Origin of the sequence: Paractinoplanes deccanensis, assembly GCF_016862115.1 — a bacterium.
Classification (GTDB): Bacteria; Actinomycetota; Actinomycetes; order Mycobacteriales; family Micromonosporaceae; genus Actinoplanes; species Actinoplanes deccanensis.
Window position 1 is genome coordinate 1 of sequence record NZ_BOMI01000107.1, and the last position, 15,924, is coordinate 15,924.

At 72.9% G+C, this 15,924-nt stretch carries 15 protein-coding genes; 8 read left to right on the plus strand and 7 right to left on the minus strand.

What is annotated here, in order from left to right; genetic code table 11:
- The 3 genes from Ade02nite_RS26660 to Ade02nite_RS26670 all read left to right on the plus strand — a co-directional run.
- A partial coding sequence (locus Ade02nite_RS26660) for a LexA family protein (RefSeq protein WP_275409945.1) occupies window positions 1-594 on the plus strand: 594 nt, incomplete at its 5' end.
- Window positions 594-1,481: a PHP domain-containing protein gene (locus Ade02nite_RS26665; protein WP_203769553.1), complete on the plus strand. Its 888-nt coding sequence runs from the start codon at window positions 594-596 to the stop codon at window positions 1,479-1,481. The genes Ade02nite_RS26660 and Ade02nite_RS26665, both read left to right, overlap by 1 nt.
- A 26-nt stretch (window positions 1,482-1,507) precedes the next feature.
- Window positions 1,508-2,125: an HAD family hydrolase gene (locus Ade02nite_RS26670; RefSeq protein WP_203769555.1), complete on the plus strand. Its 618-nt coding sequence runs from the start codon at window positions 1,508-1,510 to the stop codon at window positions 2,123-2,125.
- 2 nt (window positions 2,126-2,127) lie between these two features.
- On the opposite strand, the gene Ade02nite_RS26675 is transcribed toward Ade02nite_RS26670, so the two are convergent.
- Window positions 2,128-3,153 (minus strand): LLM class flavin-dependent oxidoreductase, encoded by a 1,026-nt coding sequence (locus Ade02nite_RS26675; protein WP_203769557.1) that lies wholly within the window; start codon window positions 3,151-3,153, stop codon window positions 2,128-2,130.
- Between the two features lie 101 nt (window positions 3,154-3,254).
- On the opposite strand from Ade02nite_RS26675, the gene Ade02nite_RS26680 reads away from it, so the two are divergent.
- Window positions 3,255-3,791 carry a DUF4142 domain-containing protein gene (locus tag Ade02nite_RS26680; protein ID WP_203769559.1) on the plus strand — a complete coding sequence of 179 codons (537 nt, stop codon included), beginning with the start codon at window positions 3,255-3,257 and terminating at the stop codon, window positions 3,789-3,791.
- On the opposite strand, the gene Ade02nite_RS26685 is transcribed toward Ade02nite_RS26680, so the two are convergent.
- Both Ade02nite_RS26685 and Ade02nite_RS26690 read right to left on the minus strand, forming a co-directional pair.
- Window positions 3,782-5,410, minus strand: a complete 1,629-nt coding sequence (locus Ade02nite_RS26685; RefSeq protein WP_203769561.1) for a methyl-accepting chemotaxis protein — start codon at window positions 5,408-5,410, stop codon at window positions 3,782-3,784. The genes Ade02nite_RS26680 and Ade02nite_RS26685 overlap by 10 nt on opposite strands.
- 11 nt (window positions 5,411-5,421) lie before the next feature.
- Window positions 5,422-7,065 (minus strand): methyl-accepting chemotaxis protein, encoded by a 1,644-nt coding sequence (locus Ade02nite_RS26690; protein WP_203769563.1) that lies wholly within the window; start codon window positions 7,063-7,065, stop codon window positions 5,422-5,424.
- A gap of 232 nt (window positions 7,066-7,297) precedes the next feature.
- On the opposite strand from Ade02nite_RS26690, the gene glnII reads away from it, so the two are divergent.
- Both glnII and Ade02nite_RS26700 read left to right on the plus strand, forming a co-directional pair.
- The gene (glnII, locus tag Ade02nite_RS26695; protein WP_203769565.1) at window positions 7,298-8,305 is read left to right on the plus strand and encodes a glutamine synthetase; all 1,008 of its coding nucleotides are present in this window, start codon (window positions 7,298-7,300) and stop codon (window positions 8,303-8,305) included.
- A gap of 57 nt (window positions 8,306-8,362) precedes the next feature.
- Window positions 8,363-9,103, plus strand: coding sequence for an N-formylglutamate amidohydrolase (locus tag Ade02nite_RS26700; RefSeq protein WP_203769567.1), 741 nt, complete (start codon window positions 8,363-8,365; stop codon window positions 9,101-9,103).
- A 62-nt stretch (window positions 9,104-9,165) separates the two neighbouring features.
- Here Ade02nite_RS26700 and Ade02nite_RS26705 read toward each other — a convergent pair whose 3' ends face one another.
- Both Ade02nite_RS26705 and Ade02nite_RS26710 read right to left on the minus strand, forming a co-directional pair.
- Window positions 9,166-9,636, minus strand: a complete 471-nt coding sequence (locus Ade02nite_RS26705; protein ID WP_203769569.1) for a molybdenum cofactor biosysynthesis protein — start codon at window positions 9,634-9,636, stop codon at window positions 9,166-9,168.
- A 9-nt stretch (window positions 9,637-9,645) separates the two neighbouring features.
- Complete coding sequence (locus Ade02nite_RS26710) at window positions 9,646-10,944, minus strand: neutral zinc metallopeptidase (protein ID WP_203769572.1); 1,299 nt, start codon at window positions 10,942-10,944, stop codon at window positions 9,646-9,648.
- 177 nt (window positions 10,945-11,121) lie between these two features.
- Between Ade02nite_RS26710 and Ade02nite_RS26715 the strand changes: the two genes are divergently transcribed.
- Window positions 11,122-11,736, plus strand: a complete 615-nt coding sequence (locus Ade02nite_RS26715; protein WP_203769691.1) for a formylglycine-generating enzyme family protein — start codon at window positions 11,122-11,124, stop codon at window positions 11,734-11,736.
- A gap of 4 nt (window positions 11,737-11,740) precedes the next feature.
- On the opposite strand, the gene Ade02nite_RS26720 is transcribed toward Ade02nite_RS26715, so the two are convergent.
- Together Ade02nite_RS26720 and Ade02nite_RS26725 are read right to left on the minus strand one after the other, a co-directional pair.
- Window positions 11,741-13,375, minus strand: a complete 1,635-nt coding sequence (locus tag Ade02nite_RS26720; RefSeq protein WP_203769574.1) for an ABC-F family ATP-binding cassette domain-containing protein — start codon at window positions 13,373-13,375, stop codon at window positions 11,741-11,743.
- 187 nt (window positions 13,376-13,562) lie between these two features.
- The gene (locus Ade02nite_RS26725; protein ID WP_203769583.1) at window positions 13,563-14,363 is read right to left on the minus strand and encodes a PhzF family phenazine biosynthesis protein; all 801 of its coding nucleotides are present in this window, start codon (window positions 14,361-14,363) and stop codon (window positions 13,563-13,565) included.
- A gap of 135 nt (window positions 14,364-14,498) precedes the next feature.
- Here Ade02nite_RS26725 and Ade02nite_RS26730 point away from each other — a divergent pair, with 135 nt between their 5' ends.
- Complete coding sequence (locus Ade02nite_RS26730) at window positions 14,499-15,923, plus strand: sigma 54-interacting transcriptional regulator (RefSeq protein ID WP_203769585.1); 1,425 nt, start codon at window positions 14,499-14,501, stop codon at window positions 15,921-15,923.
- The last annotated feature ends 1 nt before the right edge of the window (window position 15,924 follow it).

A 15,924-nucleotide genomic window follows, 5' to 3' on the forward strand; every position in this document is an offset into this window, starting at 1 on the left:
TCCCTGCCGACCACGCACACGGGCAACGCCAACCGCCGGCCGGCCCATCACACGGACGCGGCCGAGGGAACCCGGCCGACCCCACATCCGGGCGACGCCACGGGAGGCCGCTCGGCCCACGATCGAGCCGACCCGCGCCCCGCGACCGGTGATCCCGTTCGGAGCGGGAAGAGCCGGGTGGCCCGAAGACCCGAGGGCACCACGCAGGAGCGGCCGGCTCGGCTTCCGGGCGCGGGCGCGAAGAAGCCGTCGCGCGGCCTGCGGGCGTCGAGCCGGCGCGGGCGGGCCGTGCCGGCGTTCTCGGGCGGGCGGGCCGCGCCGGCGTTGGCCGGGGAGGACGGCGGCGAGTGGCTGGCGATGCCGCGGGCGGTGGTGGGCGAGGGTGTCCACTTCATGCTGCGGGTGCGGGACGACACGATGGCCGGTGCCGCCGTCCGGTCGGGAGATCTGGTGGTCGTGCGGCGGCAGCCGAGCGCCGAGGCCGGTGACATCGTCGCGGCGATGGTGGAGGGAGAGACAGTGGTGCGGATCGTGCAAGCGGGCGACGACGCCGTGGTCCTCGGCCGGGTGGTCGCGGTCCTGCGGCAGCTGTGATGACGCTACCGGCGGACAGCCATGTCCACAGCGAATGGTCGTGGGATGCGCCCCTCGGCGACATGGCGGCGACCTGCGAGCGCGCGGTGCGGCTCGGGCTGCCGGCGATCGCCTTCACCGAGCACCTCGACCACACGGTGTGGCAGATCGCGCTCGACGGGCCGTACGCCTCGGACCATCTCACCGCGACCGCCGGCCCGGACGGCGTGCTCACGCCGCCGCCGTTCGACGCCGCCGGCTATCTCGAGGCGATCGAGCGGTGCCGTGCCCGCTTCCCCGGTCTGCGGATCCTCAGTGGAGTGGAGATCGGCGAGCCGCACCACCATGCCGCCGCCTGCGCGCGCGTGCTCGCCGCCGGACGCTTCGAGCGGGTGCTCGGCTCGTTGCACACGCTGCCCGACCGCGGCGGCTACGCCGAGCCGTGGGGCATCTACCCTCACCGCGACCCGGCCGAGGTGATGCGCGAATACCTGGCCGCCGTCGCCACCATGGTCGCCACCGACGCGCCGTTCACGGTGCTCGCCCACATCGACTACGCCGTCCGCTCCTGGCCGGGCCGCCAAGGACCCGCGCCGTTCGAGCCCGGTGCGCCCGGAAACACGGCGGGCCACTTCGACCCTGCTGAGTTCGAGGAAGAGTTCCGCCATGCGCTGCGGGCGACCGCCGAGTCCGGCCGGGCGCTGGAGATCAATACGCGGATCCCGCTGCACGACACGATTCTGCGGTGGTGGCGCGAGGAGGGCGGCGACGCCGTCACCTTCGGCAGCGACGCCCACCTGCCCGAGCTGGTCGGCCACGGCTTCGCCGACGCGGCCCGGATGGCCGAGGCCCACGGCTTCCGGCCCGGACGCAACCCCTACGACCTGTGGGGCCGGGGCCCGAGGTGACCGCTGCGCCTTCGGAGGGTCCACGGGTGATCGACACGCTGCTGCTCGACGTCGACGGGGTTCTCCAGTTCCCGCGGCCGCGGTTCGTCGCGGACATCGAGCGGGACTACCGGTGGGCCGCCGGCTTTCTCGCGTTCCAGCGGGAGCTGCTGCGGGACCCGGCGGAGGCCCGGTCCCTCGTCGGCGACGGCGACCTGATGAGCGTCGTGGAGCGGTTGTTGCCACGGCACGTGAGCGGGTTGTCGGCGCGGGAGTTCCTCGATCGCTGGCTGGCCGAGAACATCGAGGTCAACCAGGATCTGCTCGACCTGCTTCCGGCGGTCGAGGTCGCGCAGATCTACCTGGCCACCAACCAGGAAGCGTTGCGCGGTCGGCGCGTCAAGCAGCTCTACGCGGGACGGCCGGGCGTGACCGGCGTCCTGATCTCGCACGAGCTCGGCCACCGGAAACCACACCGCACCTTCTTCGACGCCGTCCTGGCGCGCGTGGCCCGGCGCCCGCAGGAGTGCCTCTTCGTCGATGACAAGCCCGCCTATGTCGCCGGCGCGGCCGATGTCGGCATCACCGGCCTCCTTTATCGGGACAACGCGCGGTTCGTCGCGGCGCTCAAGTCCTACGGACTGCTGGGGCCGGGCCACGCCTGAGGTCAGCCCGCGGCGGTCCAGCCGAAGGCCGGGGCGATGTGCTTGGTGATGGTCTCCAGGATGCGGGCGTTGTAGGCGACCCCCAGCTGGTTCGGCACGGTGAACAGGACGGTGTCGGCCGCCTGGACGGCGGCGTCGGCGGCCAGTTCCCCGGCGATGCGGTCCGGCTCGCCGGCGTAGGTGCGGCCGAAGCGGGAGCGGACGCCCTCGAGCAGGCCGATCTGGTCCTGCTGGTCCTGGTTGCCGAAGTAGACGCGGTCGATCTCCTCGGTGATGGGCAGGACGCTGCGTGAGATCGACACGCGGGGCTCGCGGGTGTGGCCGGCTGCCTCCCACGCCTCGCGGTAGAGCCGGATCTGCTCGGCCTGGAGCTGGTCGAACGGCACGCCCGTGTCCTCCGACAGCAGGGTCGAGCTTTGCAGGTTGAGGCCGAGCTGGGCGGCCCACTGCGCGGTCGCCCGGGTGCCAGCGCCCCACCAGATGCGCTCGCGCAGGCCGGGGGACTGGGGCTGGACGGCCAGGCCGCCGCTGATGCCGCCGGTGCGGGCCGGGTCGGTGCGGGCCACCGCCTCGCCGGAGATGGCGGACAGGAAGAACTCGGTCTTCGAGCGGGCGAGATCCGCCGCGGTGGTGCCCTCGGGCGGGATGTAGCCGAACTCGTGGGCGCCGTTCAGCGCGGTCTCCGGGGATCCGCGGGAGACGCCCAGCTGGAGGCGGCCGCCGCTGATCAGGTCGGCCGCGGCGGCCTCCTCGGCCATGTAGAGCGGGTTCTCGTAGCGCATGTCGATGACGCCGGTGCCGATCTCGATGCGGGAGGTGCGGGCGCCGATCGCGGCCAGCAGCGGGAACGGGGACGCCAGCTGGCGCTCGAAGTGATGCACGCGGACGAACGCGCCGTTGACGCCGAGCTCCTCGGCGGCCTCGGCCAGTTCGATGGTCTGCAGCAGGGCGTCGGCGGCGGTGCGGGTCCGCGATCCGGCGGCGTCGCGCCAGTGCCCGAAGGACAGGAAACCGATCTTCTTGGTCACGCCCGGTGCCAACCTTGCGGGCCGTCTGGCTATTTCCGTACGCATGAAGCGCCGCGAAACGGGAATATCGGCGTGCTGTCTACACGCCCGAAAGGACCGAAATGTTCAGAACTTTGACCGCGCTGGCGGCCGTGGGTGCCCTGCTCGTACCCGCCCAGCCGGTGCACGCCGCACCGTCGTCGGCCGCGGTGGCGAGCCGCCCCAGCCTCCAGGATCAGGCCTTCCTGATCGCGGCCCACGAGTCGCACCTGTTCGAGATCGCCGGGGGCCGGATCGCCCAGCGGCGGGGCCTCACCCAGGCGGTGAACGCCCTGGGCTCCCGCTTCATCCGCGACCACACCGTGATGGACCGCGCCCTCACCGCCACCGCCGCCGAGCTGGGCGTCGCGCTGCCGAACCAGCCGAACGCCGCACAGCGTGCCCGGCTGGCCCAGTACGAGGAGTACGACGCGGACCGCTTCGACATCGTCTTCGTCCTCACCCAGCTGCTCGGCCACCAGGCCGCCGTCGCCGACGGCAAGCGCGAGGTCCGGGAGGGCTCCGACCCGCGCGTGATCAAACTCGCCCGCGACGCCGCGCCGACGATCACCGCGCACCACCACCAGCTGATCGCCGCGCGCCTGGCCCTTCAGCCCTGACGTACCGCCTTGATCTGGAACTGCTCGACGATCTCCTGAAGCTCGCGGGACATGGCCTCCAGGTGCTCCGCCGTCTGCTGGGCCTCGGCCACGCCCTCGGCGGTCACCTGGGCCGAGCCTGCGACGCCGGAGACACCCTCGGCGATCTCGCCGGAGCCGGTCGCGGCCTCGGTGATGTTGCGGCCCATCTCCGCGGTCGTCGCGGTCTGCTCCTCGACGGCCGCGGCGATGGTCGTCGAGTGCTCGTTCACCTCGCCGATGATCCCGGTGATCCGGTCGATCGCGCCGATCGCGGCGGTGGTGTCCTGCTGGATGGCCTGCACCCGGGCGGCGATCGACTCGGTCGCCTTCGCGGTCTCCTGTGCCAGGTCCTTGACCTCGGAGGCGACCACCGCGAAGCCCTTGCCCGCCTCGCCGGCGCGGGCCGCCTCGATGGTCGCGTTCAGCGCGAGCAGGTTGGTCTGCTCCGCGATCGAGGTGATCAGCTTGACCACCTCGCCGATCTCCGCGCTGGAGCGGCCGAGCTTGCCGATGGTCTCGCCGGCCTGACGGGCGCTGTCCACGCCGGTGGCCGCGACCCCGGCCGCCTGGCTGGCGCTGCCGGAGATCTCGCGGATGGCCGCGTTCATCTCCTCGGTGCCCGCGGCGACGGTCTGCACGCTGAGCGAGACCTCCTCGGCGGCCGAGGCGACCCGATCGGACTGGTCCGACGCGCCCGCCGCCGCCTCCGCGATGCGCCCGGAGGCGGCGGTGAGCTCGTGCGAGGCGCCGGCGAGCGTACGGCTGTGGTCGCTGATCCGGTTGAACGTGTCGAGCAGGACCTCCAGGGTCCGGTTCATCGCGCAGCCCATGGTGGCCAGCTCGTCGCGGCCGCCCTCCGGTGCCCGTACCGTCAGGTCCTTGCCCGCCACCGACCGCAGGGTGGCGACGGTGGCGCCGAGCGGCCGGGTGATGCTGCGGGTCACCACGAAGGCGAGCAGCGCGGCGAGGGCGAGCGCCAGGATGCCGGCCACGACCATGAAGGTGCGGGCGGTGTTCGCCGCGGCGGTCGCCTCCGCCTGCGCGTCGGCGGCCGCGGTGGTGGTCAGCGCCGTCAGTTCGTCGATCGCGGAGATGATCTCGTCCATCAGCTCCAGCGCTCTGCCCGACACCAGGTCGTTGGCCTGGTTCGCGGCGCTCGCCGTTCCCTGGCGGTAGAGCGCGATGACCTGCTCGTCGACCTCCATGAACTCGCCGAAGGCCTGCTCGGCCGCGGCCACGGCTCCCTGCTCGGGGTCGCTGAGATGGTCCGCCCGCAGCGTCGCCAGGTCCTCCTCGAAGGCCGCGGTGGACGCGAGGAAGTTCTTGCGCTGCCCGACGGTGTCCGACGTGGCGTTCTCGACCCCGCGCAGGGTGTCGAACGCGTATCCGGTCTGCCAGCCGTTGAAGTCGGCCGTGCGGAACTTCGCGGTCTGCGCGTCGGCGCGCATGTCCGCGGCCTCGGCGAGGGTCTCGGTCGCGTGCTCGGCGGAGTTCTGCCCCCACAGGCCGATCGCCAGCGCGATCACCATGCAGACGCAGACCCCGGTGAAGGCGGCGCCGAGCCGTACGCCGATCTTGATGTTGGCCAGCATGCCCATCGATGAGCCTCTCAGACGCGGAAGCGAGCAACCACCGAGCGGAGCTCGTCGGAAACGCGGGACAGCTCGGTCACCGACGCGTCGGCCTCGGTGAGCGCGCTGGTCTGTGCCTGCACCGCCTCGGCCACCACGTTGATGTTGCCCGCGATGGCGGAGCTGCCGCCTGCGGCGTCGCCGATGCTCCGGCTCATCTCGTTGGTGGTGGCCGTCTGCTCCTCGACCGCCGAGGCGATGGTGACCTGGTAGTCGTTGATCTCGGAGATGATCCGGGAGATCTCGCCGATCGCGTCGACCGCGCTGGAGGTGTCCTCCTGGATCGTCTCGACCCGGCGGGAGATGTCCTCGGTCGCCTTCGCGGTCTCCTGTGCCAGGTCCTTGACCTCGGTCGCCACCACGGCGAAGCCCTTGCCGGCCTCGCCGGCGCGGGCCGCCTCGATGGTGGCGTTGAGGGCCAGCAGGTTCGTCTGCTCGGCGATCTGGGTGATCACCTTGACCACGTTGCCGATCTCCTCGGACGAGGTGCCGAGCTTCGCGACGGTGTCGTTGGTGTTCTGCGCGACCCCGACCGCCCGGGAGGCGACCTGGGCGGCGTTGTTGGCGTTCTCGGCGATCTCGCGGATCGAGACGCCCATCTGCTCGCTGCCGGCGGCCACCGACTGCACGCTCGTCGACACGTCGCCGGCGCTGTCGGCCACGACGTTGGCCTGGTCGGCGGCGGCGCGGGCGCCCTCGGCCAGCCGGGTGCTGATGTCCGCGAGCCGCCGGGTGCCGTCGCCGAGCGTGGCCGCGCCGTGGTTGAGGGCGTCGACGGTGGTGCGCAGGCCGTCGCGGGCGCGGTTCACCGCGTACGCCATGGCGCCGAGCTCGTCGTGCGAGCGCACCTCGGCGGGGACCGTGAGGTCGCCCTCGGCCACCGCCTCCAGCGCGGACGAGACGGTCGCGAGCTGCGGCCGGATCAGGCGGATCACGCCGACGCAGACCAGGAAGGCGAGCACCAGGCCGATCGCCAGGCCGATCAGGGTCACGGTGCGGGCGCTCTTGTAGGCGGCCTCGCCGGCCGTCGCCATCGCGTCGGACTCGGCGTCCTCGGTCTCCTGGAGCTTGACGATGTCGTCGGACATCGTCTGCTCGATCTCGGCGAACGCCTTGAGGCTGTCCGCGGGGTCGGGCGTCTCGTACTGCGCGGGCAGGGCCACGCCGAACAGCGCGTAGTCGCGCAGGGCCCGGTAGTGGTCCATCGCCTCGGTGAACTCGGTGACCACGGCGGTGCGGGAGGCGGAGCCGGCGGTGATCGAGCTGTATTCGGTGAGGGCGTCGTCGACAGTGCCGTCGGCCGTCTCGATCGCCGTCCGGGCCGTGGTCCGGGCCGCGTCGGTGGTCGCGATCTCGTAGAGGACCATGCCGCGGAACATCTGCGCGATGCCGCCGCGGATGTTGGCGACCTGCTGGAGGCTGTCGACGTGCTGGGCCTTCATGAGCTTGAGGTCGTCACCGAGCGTGGCCATCCGGTTGATCGACACGATGGCCACGCCGACGGCGACGACGGCCATGCAGACGGCGGCGGCGATGGTCTTGGCGAGCAGGCTGCGGTCCGCGAAGAACGCGGTGAGCGGCTTGCGCTCGATCGTGGTCGCGAATCCGCCGCGGTCGCGCATCGCATCCCCCTTCAGGACCGGGACCGTAGGCCCAACGGTAGAACGAGGCTCACTAATAGGGGCGAACTTCGGCAAATCGCCTGCATCGGACGCCGAGCCGCGATACGCACCGTTATTACCGCACTGTTAACGCGGACGGTGTTGATCCTCTCACCGTCGGAACGCGCTCCTGGTCATCAACCGTCGGTAGCATCGCCCGTCGTTCCCCCCATGTTTCCAAGGAGAGCGACTGATGCCGTTCAAGGCTGAGTACATCTGGATCGACGGCACGGAGCCGACCGCCAAGCTCCGCTCCAAGACCAAGATCGTTGAGGACGGCGCCGAGCTGCCGATCTGGGGCTTCGACGGCTCCAGCACCAACCAGGCGCCCGGCGACAAGTCCGACTGCGTGCTCAAGCCCGTCTTCGTCTGCCCCGACCCGATCCGCGGCGGCGACAACAAGCTGGTCCTCTGCGAGGTCCTGCTGATCGACGGCACCGCGCACCCGACCAACACCCGCGCCGCCTGCGCCGAGGTCGCCGAGAAGTTCGCCGACCAGGAGCCGATCTTCGGCATCGAGCAGGAGTACACGTTCTTCCAGGACGGCCGCCCGCTCGGCTTCCCGCTCGGCGGCGGCTTCCCGGCCCCGCAGGGCGGCTACTACTGCGGCGTCGGCGCGGACGAGGTCTTCGGCCGCGACATCGTCGAGAAGCACATGGACCTGTGCCTGCAGGCGGGCCTGCACCTGTCCGGCATCAACGCCGAGGTCATGCCCGGCCAGTGGGAGTTCCAGATCGGCCCGGTCGCCGCGCCGCAGGTCGCCGACGAGCTGTGGGTGGCCCGCTGGCTGCTCTACCGCATCGCCGAGGACTTCGGCGTCAGCGCCACCCTCGACCCCAAGCCGGTCAAGGGCGACTGGAACGGCGCCGGCGCGCACACCAACTTCTCCACCAACGCCATGCGCTCCAACTACGACGCCATCATCACGGCGTGCGAGTCGCTGGGCAAGGACGGCAAGGTCGAGGAGCACATCGCCGGCTACGGCGCGGACATCCAGCACCGCCTCACCGGCATGCACGAGACCGCCCCGTGGAGCGAGTACAGCTACGGCGTCTCCGACCGCGGCGCCTCGGTGCGCATCCCGTGGCAGGTCGAGAAGGACGGCAAGGGCTACATCGAGGACCGTCGCCCGAACGCCAACTGCGACCCGTACGTCACCACCCGCCTGCTGATCAACACGATCTGCTCGGCGCTCGCCTGACGTAGCGTTGCGCCCGGGAGGCGGTGACGCTTCCCGGGCGTACGGGGGAGCAGGTAGTTGATCTTCGACATCCGCGGCGGTGACCCGGCGTCGCCGGTGGTGCTGCACGTGCCGCACGCGTCGCGCGAGCTGACGGCGGCGGCGCGCGCGTCGCTGCTGCTGGACGACGAGCAGCTCGCCGAGGAGCTCGACCACCTGACCGACCGGCACACGGACGTGATCGCCGCGCGGGCCGCGCAGCGAGCGCGCGTCACGCCGTGGGTGTTCCAGAACCGCTGGTCACGGCTGGTCGTCGATCCGGAGCGATTCCCCGACGAGCGCGAGGAGATGCGCGCGGTGGGCATGGGTGCGGTCTACACCCATGGGTACGCCGGGCGGCGCCTGCGCGACGACGATCCGGTGCGCGACGCTGCGCTCGTGCGGGAGCACTTCGAGCCGTACGCGGACGCCATGACCGCGCTCGCCGGCGAGCGGCTCGCCGCCGCGGGTCACGTGGTGATCGTGGACGTGCACTCGTACCCGGTCGCGGCGCTGCCCTATGAGCTGCACGGCAACGGCCCGAGGCCGCCGGTGTGCCTCGGTACCGACGCGTTCCACACTCCGCCGGGCCTGGTCGCCGCCGCAAAAGCCATGTTCCCCGAAACAGCGGTCAACAGCCCGTTCAGCGGCTGCTACGTCCCGCTCCAGTACTACGGCCGCGAGCCCGCCGTACAGGCGATCATGATCGAGATTCGGCGGGACGGCGACCCGCTCGCGACGGCCGACCGGCTCAGTGCTTTCGTGGACGCGATCAGCTGAGCGTCGCGGCGATCCCGGCCACGTGGCGAGCCGATCGTCGCGGCGGATCCGGCCCGCGGGGGTCAGTCGACCGTCGCGGTCACCTCGCCCACGCGCAGGATGCCGTCGTCGAGGGGCTCGCACCGGATGCCGCCCTTGCCGCGCAGCCCCTTCCACGCGCCCGGCCCCACGGTCACGTCCATCCACGCGCACGGGTGGGCCTTGCTGTGCACCCGCAACCGCACCGGCCCGTCCCCGGAGTCGAGCGTCAGCACCCGGCCGACCAGCTCGTCGACCGCCAGGCCGGCGACGAGCACGTTCCGTCGTACCGCCACCAGGCCCGCACCCGGCGGCAGGGACTCCTGGCTGATCAGCGTGACGCTCGCGTCCCGGTGCGGGGGCTTGTTGAAGTAGCGGTCGCCGACGATGCCGAGGCCCGCCCGGATTGTCACGGCCTCGGCCAGCTCCCCGGGCGGCGCGGGCGCCGGGCCGTCGGACGGCCGCCCCTCGAAACGGTGGACGGGCGACGCGAGCAGTTCCACGATCTGCGGCACCCGCGCAGTCTAGGCACGGCAGGCGGAGAGCCCTTCCAGCACTCCCGAGCGGTACGAGGCGATCCGGTCGAACGCGGTCGGCCCGCCCCCGTCGGACGCGCGGCCGAACGCCAGCAGCGCCGACACCGCCTCGTCCAGGTCGCCGGGGGACAGGCGCAGCGTGTCCTGGTCCTCGCGGGTGAGGATGTCGTTCGTCCACGAGCCGGCCAGGCAGTCGACGGCCAGCTGACCGGCCCGGTCGCGCGTCTCGGCGCCCCGCCGGTCCTGCGCCGCCCGCGCGAAGAGGTCGCCGAGCAGCATGCCCACGGCGTAGTCGCCGATCCGCTCGTGCAGCTGCGGGCCCAGCTCGGTGGTGTCGAACGCCGCGAAGTCGCCGTCCGCGCAGTAGAACGCCGCCCCGCCCGCCGACGCGTCCGGCCGCGAGCACGACGGCGGCGAGCCGGCCTCGAACGCCTGCACCGGCAGCCGCCGCCACTGCTCGCCGGTCAGCTGCGGATACGTGCGCGTCCAGTACTCCTGCGCGTCCGTCGCCAGCGCCTGGATCGCGTCGTCGTACGGCAGGTCCCCACCGCTCGCCGCCTCCTCACGCGTCGAGAACGGAACCTCGGTCACCGGCAGGTTGCTCGCCCGGTATTTGGCGCACTGGCCGACCCCGTCCTCCACGCCCTCCTGCAGGGCCCGGATCCGGTCGAACGCGTTGCCGTGCGCCCCCTCCGCGGCGGCCGGCGTCCCCGGCTGGTCGCGCAGCAGCAGCAACCCGGCGACGGTCGTGTCCAGCTGCTCGGCGGTCAGCTTCTTGAACGCCTGCGACCGGCCGGCGAGCACATCGGCCAGCCACGCCCCCGCGTAGCAGTCGGCCTGCTGCTCCAGCACCACGGTCCGCTGGTTGGCCGGCCCGATCCGCGCCTGGATCGCGTGCCCGTACTCGTGCGCCATCACCACACCGACGAGCGCCGGCCCGTAGTCGGCCTCCAGCGACGGGATGAGGGTCTGCGCGTCCCAGGCGATGAAGTCGTCACCGGGGCAGTAGAAGGCGTTCGGCTCGTAGCCCGCCTGCTGCCCGCCGCACGCCGGCGGCGGATCGTTCTCGGTGTACGGGTGGTAGCCGCCCCGCACGGGCTCGAACGCCTGCCCGTCCGCGACCTCCGGGAAATGCTCGCCCCAGAACCGCTCCACGTCCTTGAGCGCCCGCGTCACCGTCCCGGACGCGCGCCCCGTGTCCGGCTCGTCCTCCAGCGACGGGAACGAGCACGCGCCCAGCATCACCACGACCGCGACCGCGACGAGCCGCCATGCCTTCACTGACATCGATCCTCCCAGCCCGCCACCGGTATACCCCCGCCACGCGTTCCACTCACGCCACTTCAGATGTACGGGGTGGGCACAAGCGCCGATTACAGTGGGGCGGTGATCGTGAGCAGCGGCCTGGCCGGAAGCGGGCCTCGGGGCGCGCCGGACGGTCGTGCCGCTGGACGGCCGCCGGGGATGGTGCGGGCGGGGGCGGGCCGGGTCGTGCTGGCCGACCGGCGCACGCAGCGGCGGTGGCAGGTCGAGCTGGCGCCGTTCGAGATCGCGGCGCTGCCCGTGACCGAGGACGAGTACGGCGCGGTGGCGGGTTCGCGGCTGCCCGCGGCCGACGTGTCCTGGCTCGACGCGGTGCGCTTCTGCAACGAGCGCTCGGCACGGGAGGGGCTGGACCCCGCGTACCGCATCGAGGGTGAGGCCGTGTCCTGGGATCGGGCGTCGGGTGGCTATCGGCTGCCGACCGAGGCGGAATGGGAGTTCGCGTGCCGGGCGGGGACGGACGGGCCGCGGTACGGCGAGCTCGACGCCATCGCCTGGCACCGGGGCAACTCGGGCGGCCGCCCGCACGAGGTGGGCACCCGCGAGCCGAACGCGTGGGGCCTGCACGACATGCTCGGCAACGTCTGGAACTGGTGCTGGGACGTCTACGACCCCGAGGTGTACGGCGACTACCGGGTGCTGCGCGGCGGCGGCTGGTTCGACGAGCACTGGAGCTGCCGCGCCTCGGTGCGCCGCCGCAGCCACCCGTCGTTCCGCGTCGACGACGTCGGTCTCCGGCTGGCGCGCTCGATCTGACCCGTCAGCCGATCACCTTGCCGGCGGACACCTCCAGGTGCCGGGTGGTGCTGACCGCGTCGAGCATGCGGCGGTCGTGGGTGACGAGCAGGAGCGTTCCCCGGTACGAGCCGAGCGCCGACTCGAGCTGCTCGATGGCGGCCAGGTCGAGATGGTTGGTGGGCTCGTCGAGCACCAGCAGGTTGACGCCGCGCGCCTGCAGCAGCGCGAGGGCGGCCCGGGTCCGCTCGCCGGGCGACAGTGTCGCCGCGGGGCGCAGCACGTGCGCGGCGCGCAGGCCGAACTTCGCGAGCAGGGTGCGCACGTCGGCGTCGGAGAGCTCGGGGACGGCCGCGCCGAACGCCCGGGCGAGGGTCTCGTCGCCGAGGAACAGCCCGCGCGCCTGGTCGATCTCGCCGACCACCACGCCGGGGCCGAGGGCGGCGCTGCCCGAGTCGAGCGGCAGCCGCCCGAGCAGGGCCGCGAGCAGCGTCGACTTGCCGGAGCCGTTCGCGCCGGTGATGGCCACCCGGTCGGCCCAGTCGATCTGAAGGGTGACCGGCCCGAGCGTGAAGTCGCCCCGCCGCACCACCGCGTCGCGCATCGTCGCCACGACGGCACCGGCCCGCGGCGCCGCGGCGATCTCCATGCGGAGCTCCCACTCCTTGCGGGGCTCCTCGACCACCTCGAGCCGCTCGATGAGCCGCTCGGTCTGCCGCGCCTTGGCGGCCTGCTTCTCGCTCGCCTCGGCCCGGTACTTCTTGCCGATCTTGTCGTTGTCGGTGGCCTTGCGGCGCGCGTTCTTGACGCCCTTCTCCATCCAGGCCCGCTGGGTACGGGCCCGTTCGAGCAGGTCCTCCTTCTTGTCGGCGTATTCCTCGTACTGTTCGCGCGCGTGCTCGCGGGCCCGCTCACGCTCGTCGAGGTACGCCGCGTAGCCGCCGCCGTAGAGGCTGATCCGCTGCTGCGCCAGGTCGAGCTCGAGCACCTTGGTGACGGTCCGCGTCAGGAACTCGCGGTCGTGGCTGACCAGCACGGTCCCGGCCCGCAGCCCGCCGACGAACTCCTCGAGCCGGCGCAGCCCGTCCAGGTCGAGATCGTTGGTGGGCTCGTCGAGCAGGAAGATGTCGTAGCGGCTGAGCAGCAGCGAGGCCATGCCGGCCCGGGCGGCCTGCCCGCCGGAGAGCGCGGTCATCGGATGGTCGAGCGCCACGTCGAGCCCCAGCTCGGCGGCCACCTGCGCGGCACGCTCGTCGAGGTCGGCCCCGCCGAGGTCGAGCCACCGCTCCAGCGCGACCGCGTAGGCGTCGTCGGCCCCCGCACGCCCCTCGGTGAGATCCTCGGTGGCCGCGTCGAGCGCCCGCTGCGCGGGACCCACACCGGTGCGCCGGGCGAGAAAGTCCCGCACGGTCTCGCCGGCCCGCCGCTCCCGCTCCTGAGGCAGGTAGCCCACGTTGGCCGTCGGCGGGCTGAGCGACACGGTCCCGCTCTCCACCGGCAGGATCCCCGCGAGCGTCCGCAGCAGCGTCGTCTTGCCGGCCCCGTTGACCCCGACCAGCCCGATCACGTCCCCCGGCGCGACCACCAGGTCGAGCCCACTGAACAGCGTCCGGTCCCCGTGCCCCGCGGCGAGCTCGCGGGCAATCATCGTCGCACTCATCTCAGCGCCGATCCTATGCGCCCGCCGGCACCCGGCCACCGCCGCGCCGCCGCGCCGCCGCCCCCCGGCCGCCGCCGCGCCGCCGCGCCGCCGCCCGTCGCCCCCCGGCCGCCGCCGCGCCGCCGCCCGTCGCCCGCCCGGCCGCCGCCGCGCCGCCACCGCCCGGCCGCCTGCCCGGCCCCGCTCGTCAGGCTGTCATCGGCACCGCCTTGCCGCGGACGCGCACGCCGGGCACGCCGGAGCGCAGCTCGACGGTGATCCGGCTGGGCCGGCCCAGGTCGTCGCCCTGCCGGAGGTCGATGGTGGCGTCGTCCGGCACCAGGCCGAGGGCGCGCAGGTAGCCGCCCAGGGCCGCGGCGGCCGCGCCGGTGGCCGGGTCCTCGTAGACGCCGCCGACGGGGAACGGGTCGCGGACGTCGAAGCTGCCGTCGGCGGCCCGGTGGACGAGCTGCACGGTGGTCCAGCCGCGCGACTCCATCAGGGCCTTGAGGGCGGGGACGTCGTAGTCGAGGTCGGCCAGGCGCTCGCGGCTGCCCGCGGCGATGACCGGGTGGTGGGCGCCGGCGTAGGCGACCCGGGGCGGCAGCGCCGCGTCCAGGTCGGCGGGGCTCCAGCGCAGGGCGGCCAGCAGGGCCGTGAGGTCGTCCGCGGGCAGCTCGGCCACGGACGGGGCGACGCTGGTCAGGGTGGCGACGCCGTCGCTGACGCTGACCGGCACCTCGCCGGCGTTGGTCACGAAGACGTGGTGGCCGGGACCCAGCGCGACGGCCGTGGCGACCGTGGCGTGGCCGCAGAAGGGCACCTCGGCGAGCGGGCTGAAGTAGCGGATGCGGTCTCCGGTGACGAAGGCCGTCTCCGAATAGCCCACCTCGGCCGCTATGCGCAGCATGGCCTCGTCGTCGAGCCCGGCGGCGTCGAGCACGACACCGGCCGGGTTGCCGCCCTTCGGGTCGTCGCTGAAGGCCACCCATCGTTCGATTCGCGTCATGGGGCAAGCCTTGCGCCCGGGGCGTCGCGGGCACCAGCGCCAAAAGTAGGGGTGCGGCTGTGGCGGCCGTCACATGCGCGATTCCGGATCTTTCGTCACATCAACTTGTCACACCGCCGGAGTAGCGTCGTTGCCGTGACAGATGCACCAGTTGCGATCACGCCCGAGATTCCCTCCGACCTTCCGCGCACCCTGGGTGAGCTGCGGGCCTCCGGCCACGCCTACCGCAGCGTGAAGCAGGAGCTGCGCGACAACCTGCTCGAGCGGCTGCGCGCCGGCGCGCCGCGCTTCCCGGGCATCGTGGGCTATGACGACACGGTGCTGCCCGAGGTGGAGCGCGCCCTGCTCGCGGGGCACGACATGGTGCTGCTCGGCGAGCGCGGGCAGGGCAAGACCCGGCTCATCCGCGGCCTGATCGGCCTGCTCGACGAGTGGACGCCGGTGATCGCCGGCTCCGAGCTGCACGAGCACCCCTACCATCCGCTGACGCCCGCCTCGCGGCGGCTGGCCGGCGAGACCGGTGACCTGCTGCCGATCTCCTGGCTGCACCGCTCCGAGCGATACGGCGAAAAGCTGGCCACCCCCGACACGAGCGTCGGCGACCTGATCGGCGACGTCGATCCGATCAAGGTGGCCGAGGGCCGCGCCCTGGGCGACCCCGAGACGATCCACTTCGGTCTCGTGCCGCGCACCAACCGCGGCATCTTCGCGGTCAACGAGCTGCCCGACCTGGCCGAGCGCATCCAGGTGTCGCTGCTCAACGTGCTCGAGGAGCGCGACATCCAGGTCCGCGGCTACCAGTTGCGGCTGCCGCTCGACCTGCTGCTCGTGGCCTCCGCCAACCCGGAGGACTACACCAACCGCGGCCGCATCATCACGCCGCTCAAGGACCGGTTCGGCGCCGAGATCCGCACGCACTACCCGGTCGACCTGACGCTCGAGACCGAGCTGATCCGGCAGGAGGCGGCGCTGGTCGCGTCCGTGCCCGACCACCTGATCGACGTGCTCGCGCGCTACACGCGGGCGGTCCGCGAGTCGCCGGCCGTCGACGCCCGGTCGGGCATCTCGGCGCGGTTCGCGATCGCGGCGGCCGAGACGGTGGCGGCGTCCGCGCTGCGCCGGGCCGGCCTGCGCGGCGAGGCCGAGGCGGTCGCGCGCATCGGCGACACGCCGTCGGTGACGTCGACGCTGCGCGGCAAGGTCGAGTTCGAGAGCGGTGAGGAGGGCCGCGAGACCGAGGTGCTGGCCCACCTGCTGCGGGTGGCGACGGCCGAGACGTTCCGCGACCGGCTGGGCGGGCTCGACCTGTCCGGCTTCACGTCGCTGGTCGCCGAGGGCGCGATCATCGAGACCGGCGACCTGGTCAGCGCCGACGAGCTGCTCGGCCAGATCGGCCCGGTGCCGGGGCTGGCCAAGGTGCTCGACCGGCTCGGGCTCGGCGACGCGCCGTCGCCGGGGCAGGCCGCCTCGGGCATCGAGTTCGTCCTCGAGGGCCTGCACCTCACCCGCCGGCTGGCCAAGGAGCTCACCGACGACGGCCGCACCCTCTACGGGAGCTGAC

What these genes read in the sequence shown, in the direction of transcription:
- Ade02nite_RS26685 (WP_203769561.1), bottom strand. Translation starts at nt 5,410, where the DNA reads ATGGGCATGCTGGCCAACATCAAGATCGGCGTACGGCTCGGCGCCGCC.
- Ade02nite_RS26720 (WP_203769574.1), bottom strand. Translation starts at nt 13,375, where the DNA reads ATGAGTGCGACGATGATTGCCCGCGAGCTCGCCGCGGGGCACGGGGAC.
- Ade02nite_RS26680 (WP_203769559.1), top strand. Translation starts at nt 3,255, where the DNA reads ATGTTCAGAACTTTGACCGCGCTGGCGGCCGTGGGTGCCCTGCTCGTA.
- Ade02nite_RS26665 (WP_203769553.1), top strand. Translation starts at nt 594, where the DNA reads ATGACGCTACCGGCGGACAGCCATGTCCACAGCGAATGGTCGTGGGAT.
- Ade02nite_RS26710 (WP_203769572.1), bottom strand. Translation starts at nt 10,944, where the DNA reads ATGTCAGTGAAGGCATGGCGGCTCGTCGCGGTCGCGGTCGTGGTGATG.
- glnII (WP_203769565.1), top strand. Translation starts at nt 7,298, where the DNA reads ATGCCGTTCAAGGCTGAGTACATCTGGATCGACGGCACGGAGCCGACC.
- Ade02nite_RS26690 (WP_203769563.1), bottom strand. Translation starts at nt 7,065, where the DNA reads ATGCGCGACCGCGGCGGATTCGCGACCACGATCGAGCGCAAGCCGCTC.
- Ade02nite_RS26725 (WP_203769583.1), bottom strand. Translation starts at nt 14,363, where the DNA reads ATGACGCGAATCGAACGATGGGTGGCCTTCAGCGACGACCCGAAGGGC.
- Ade02nite_RS26715 (WP_203769691.1), top strand. Translation starts at nt 11,122, where the DNA reads ATGGTGCGGGCGGGGGCGGGCCGGGTCGTGCTGGCCGACCGGCGCACG.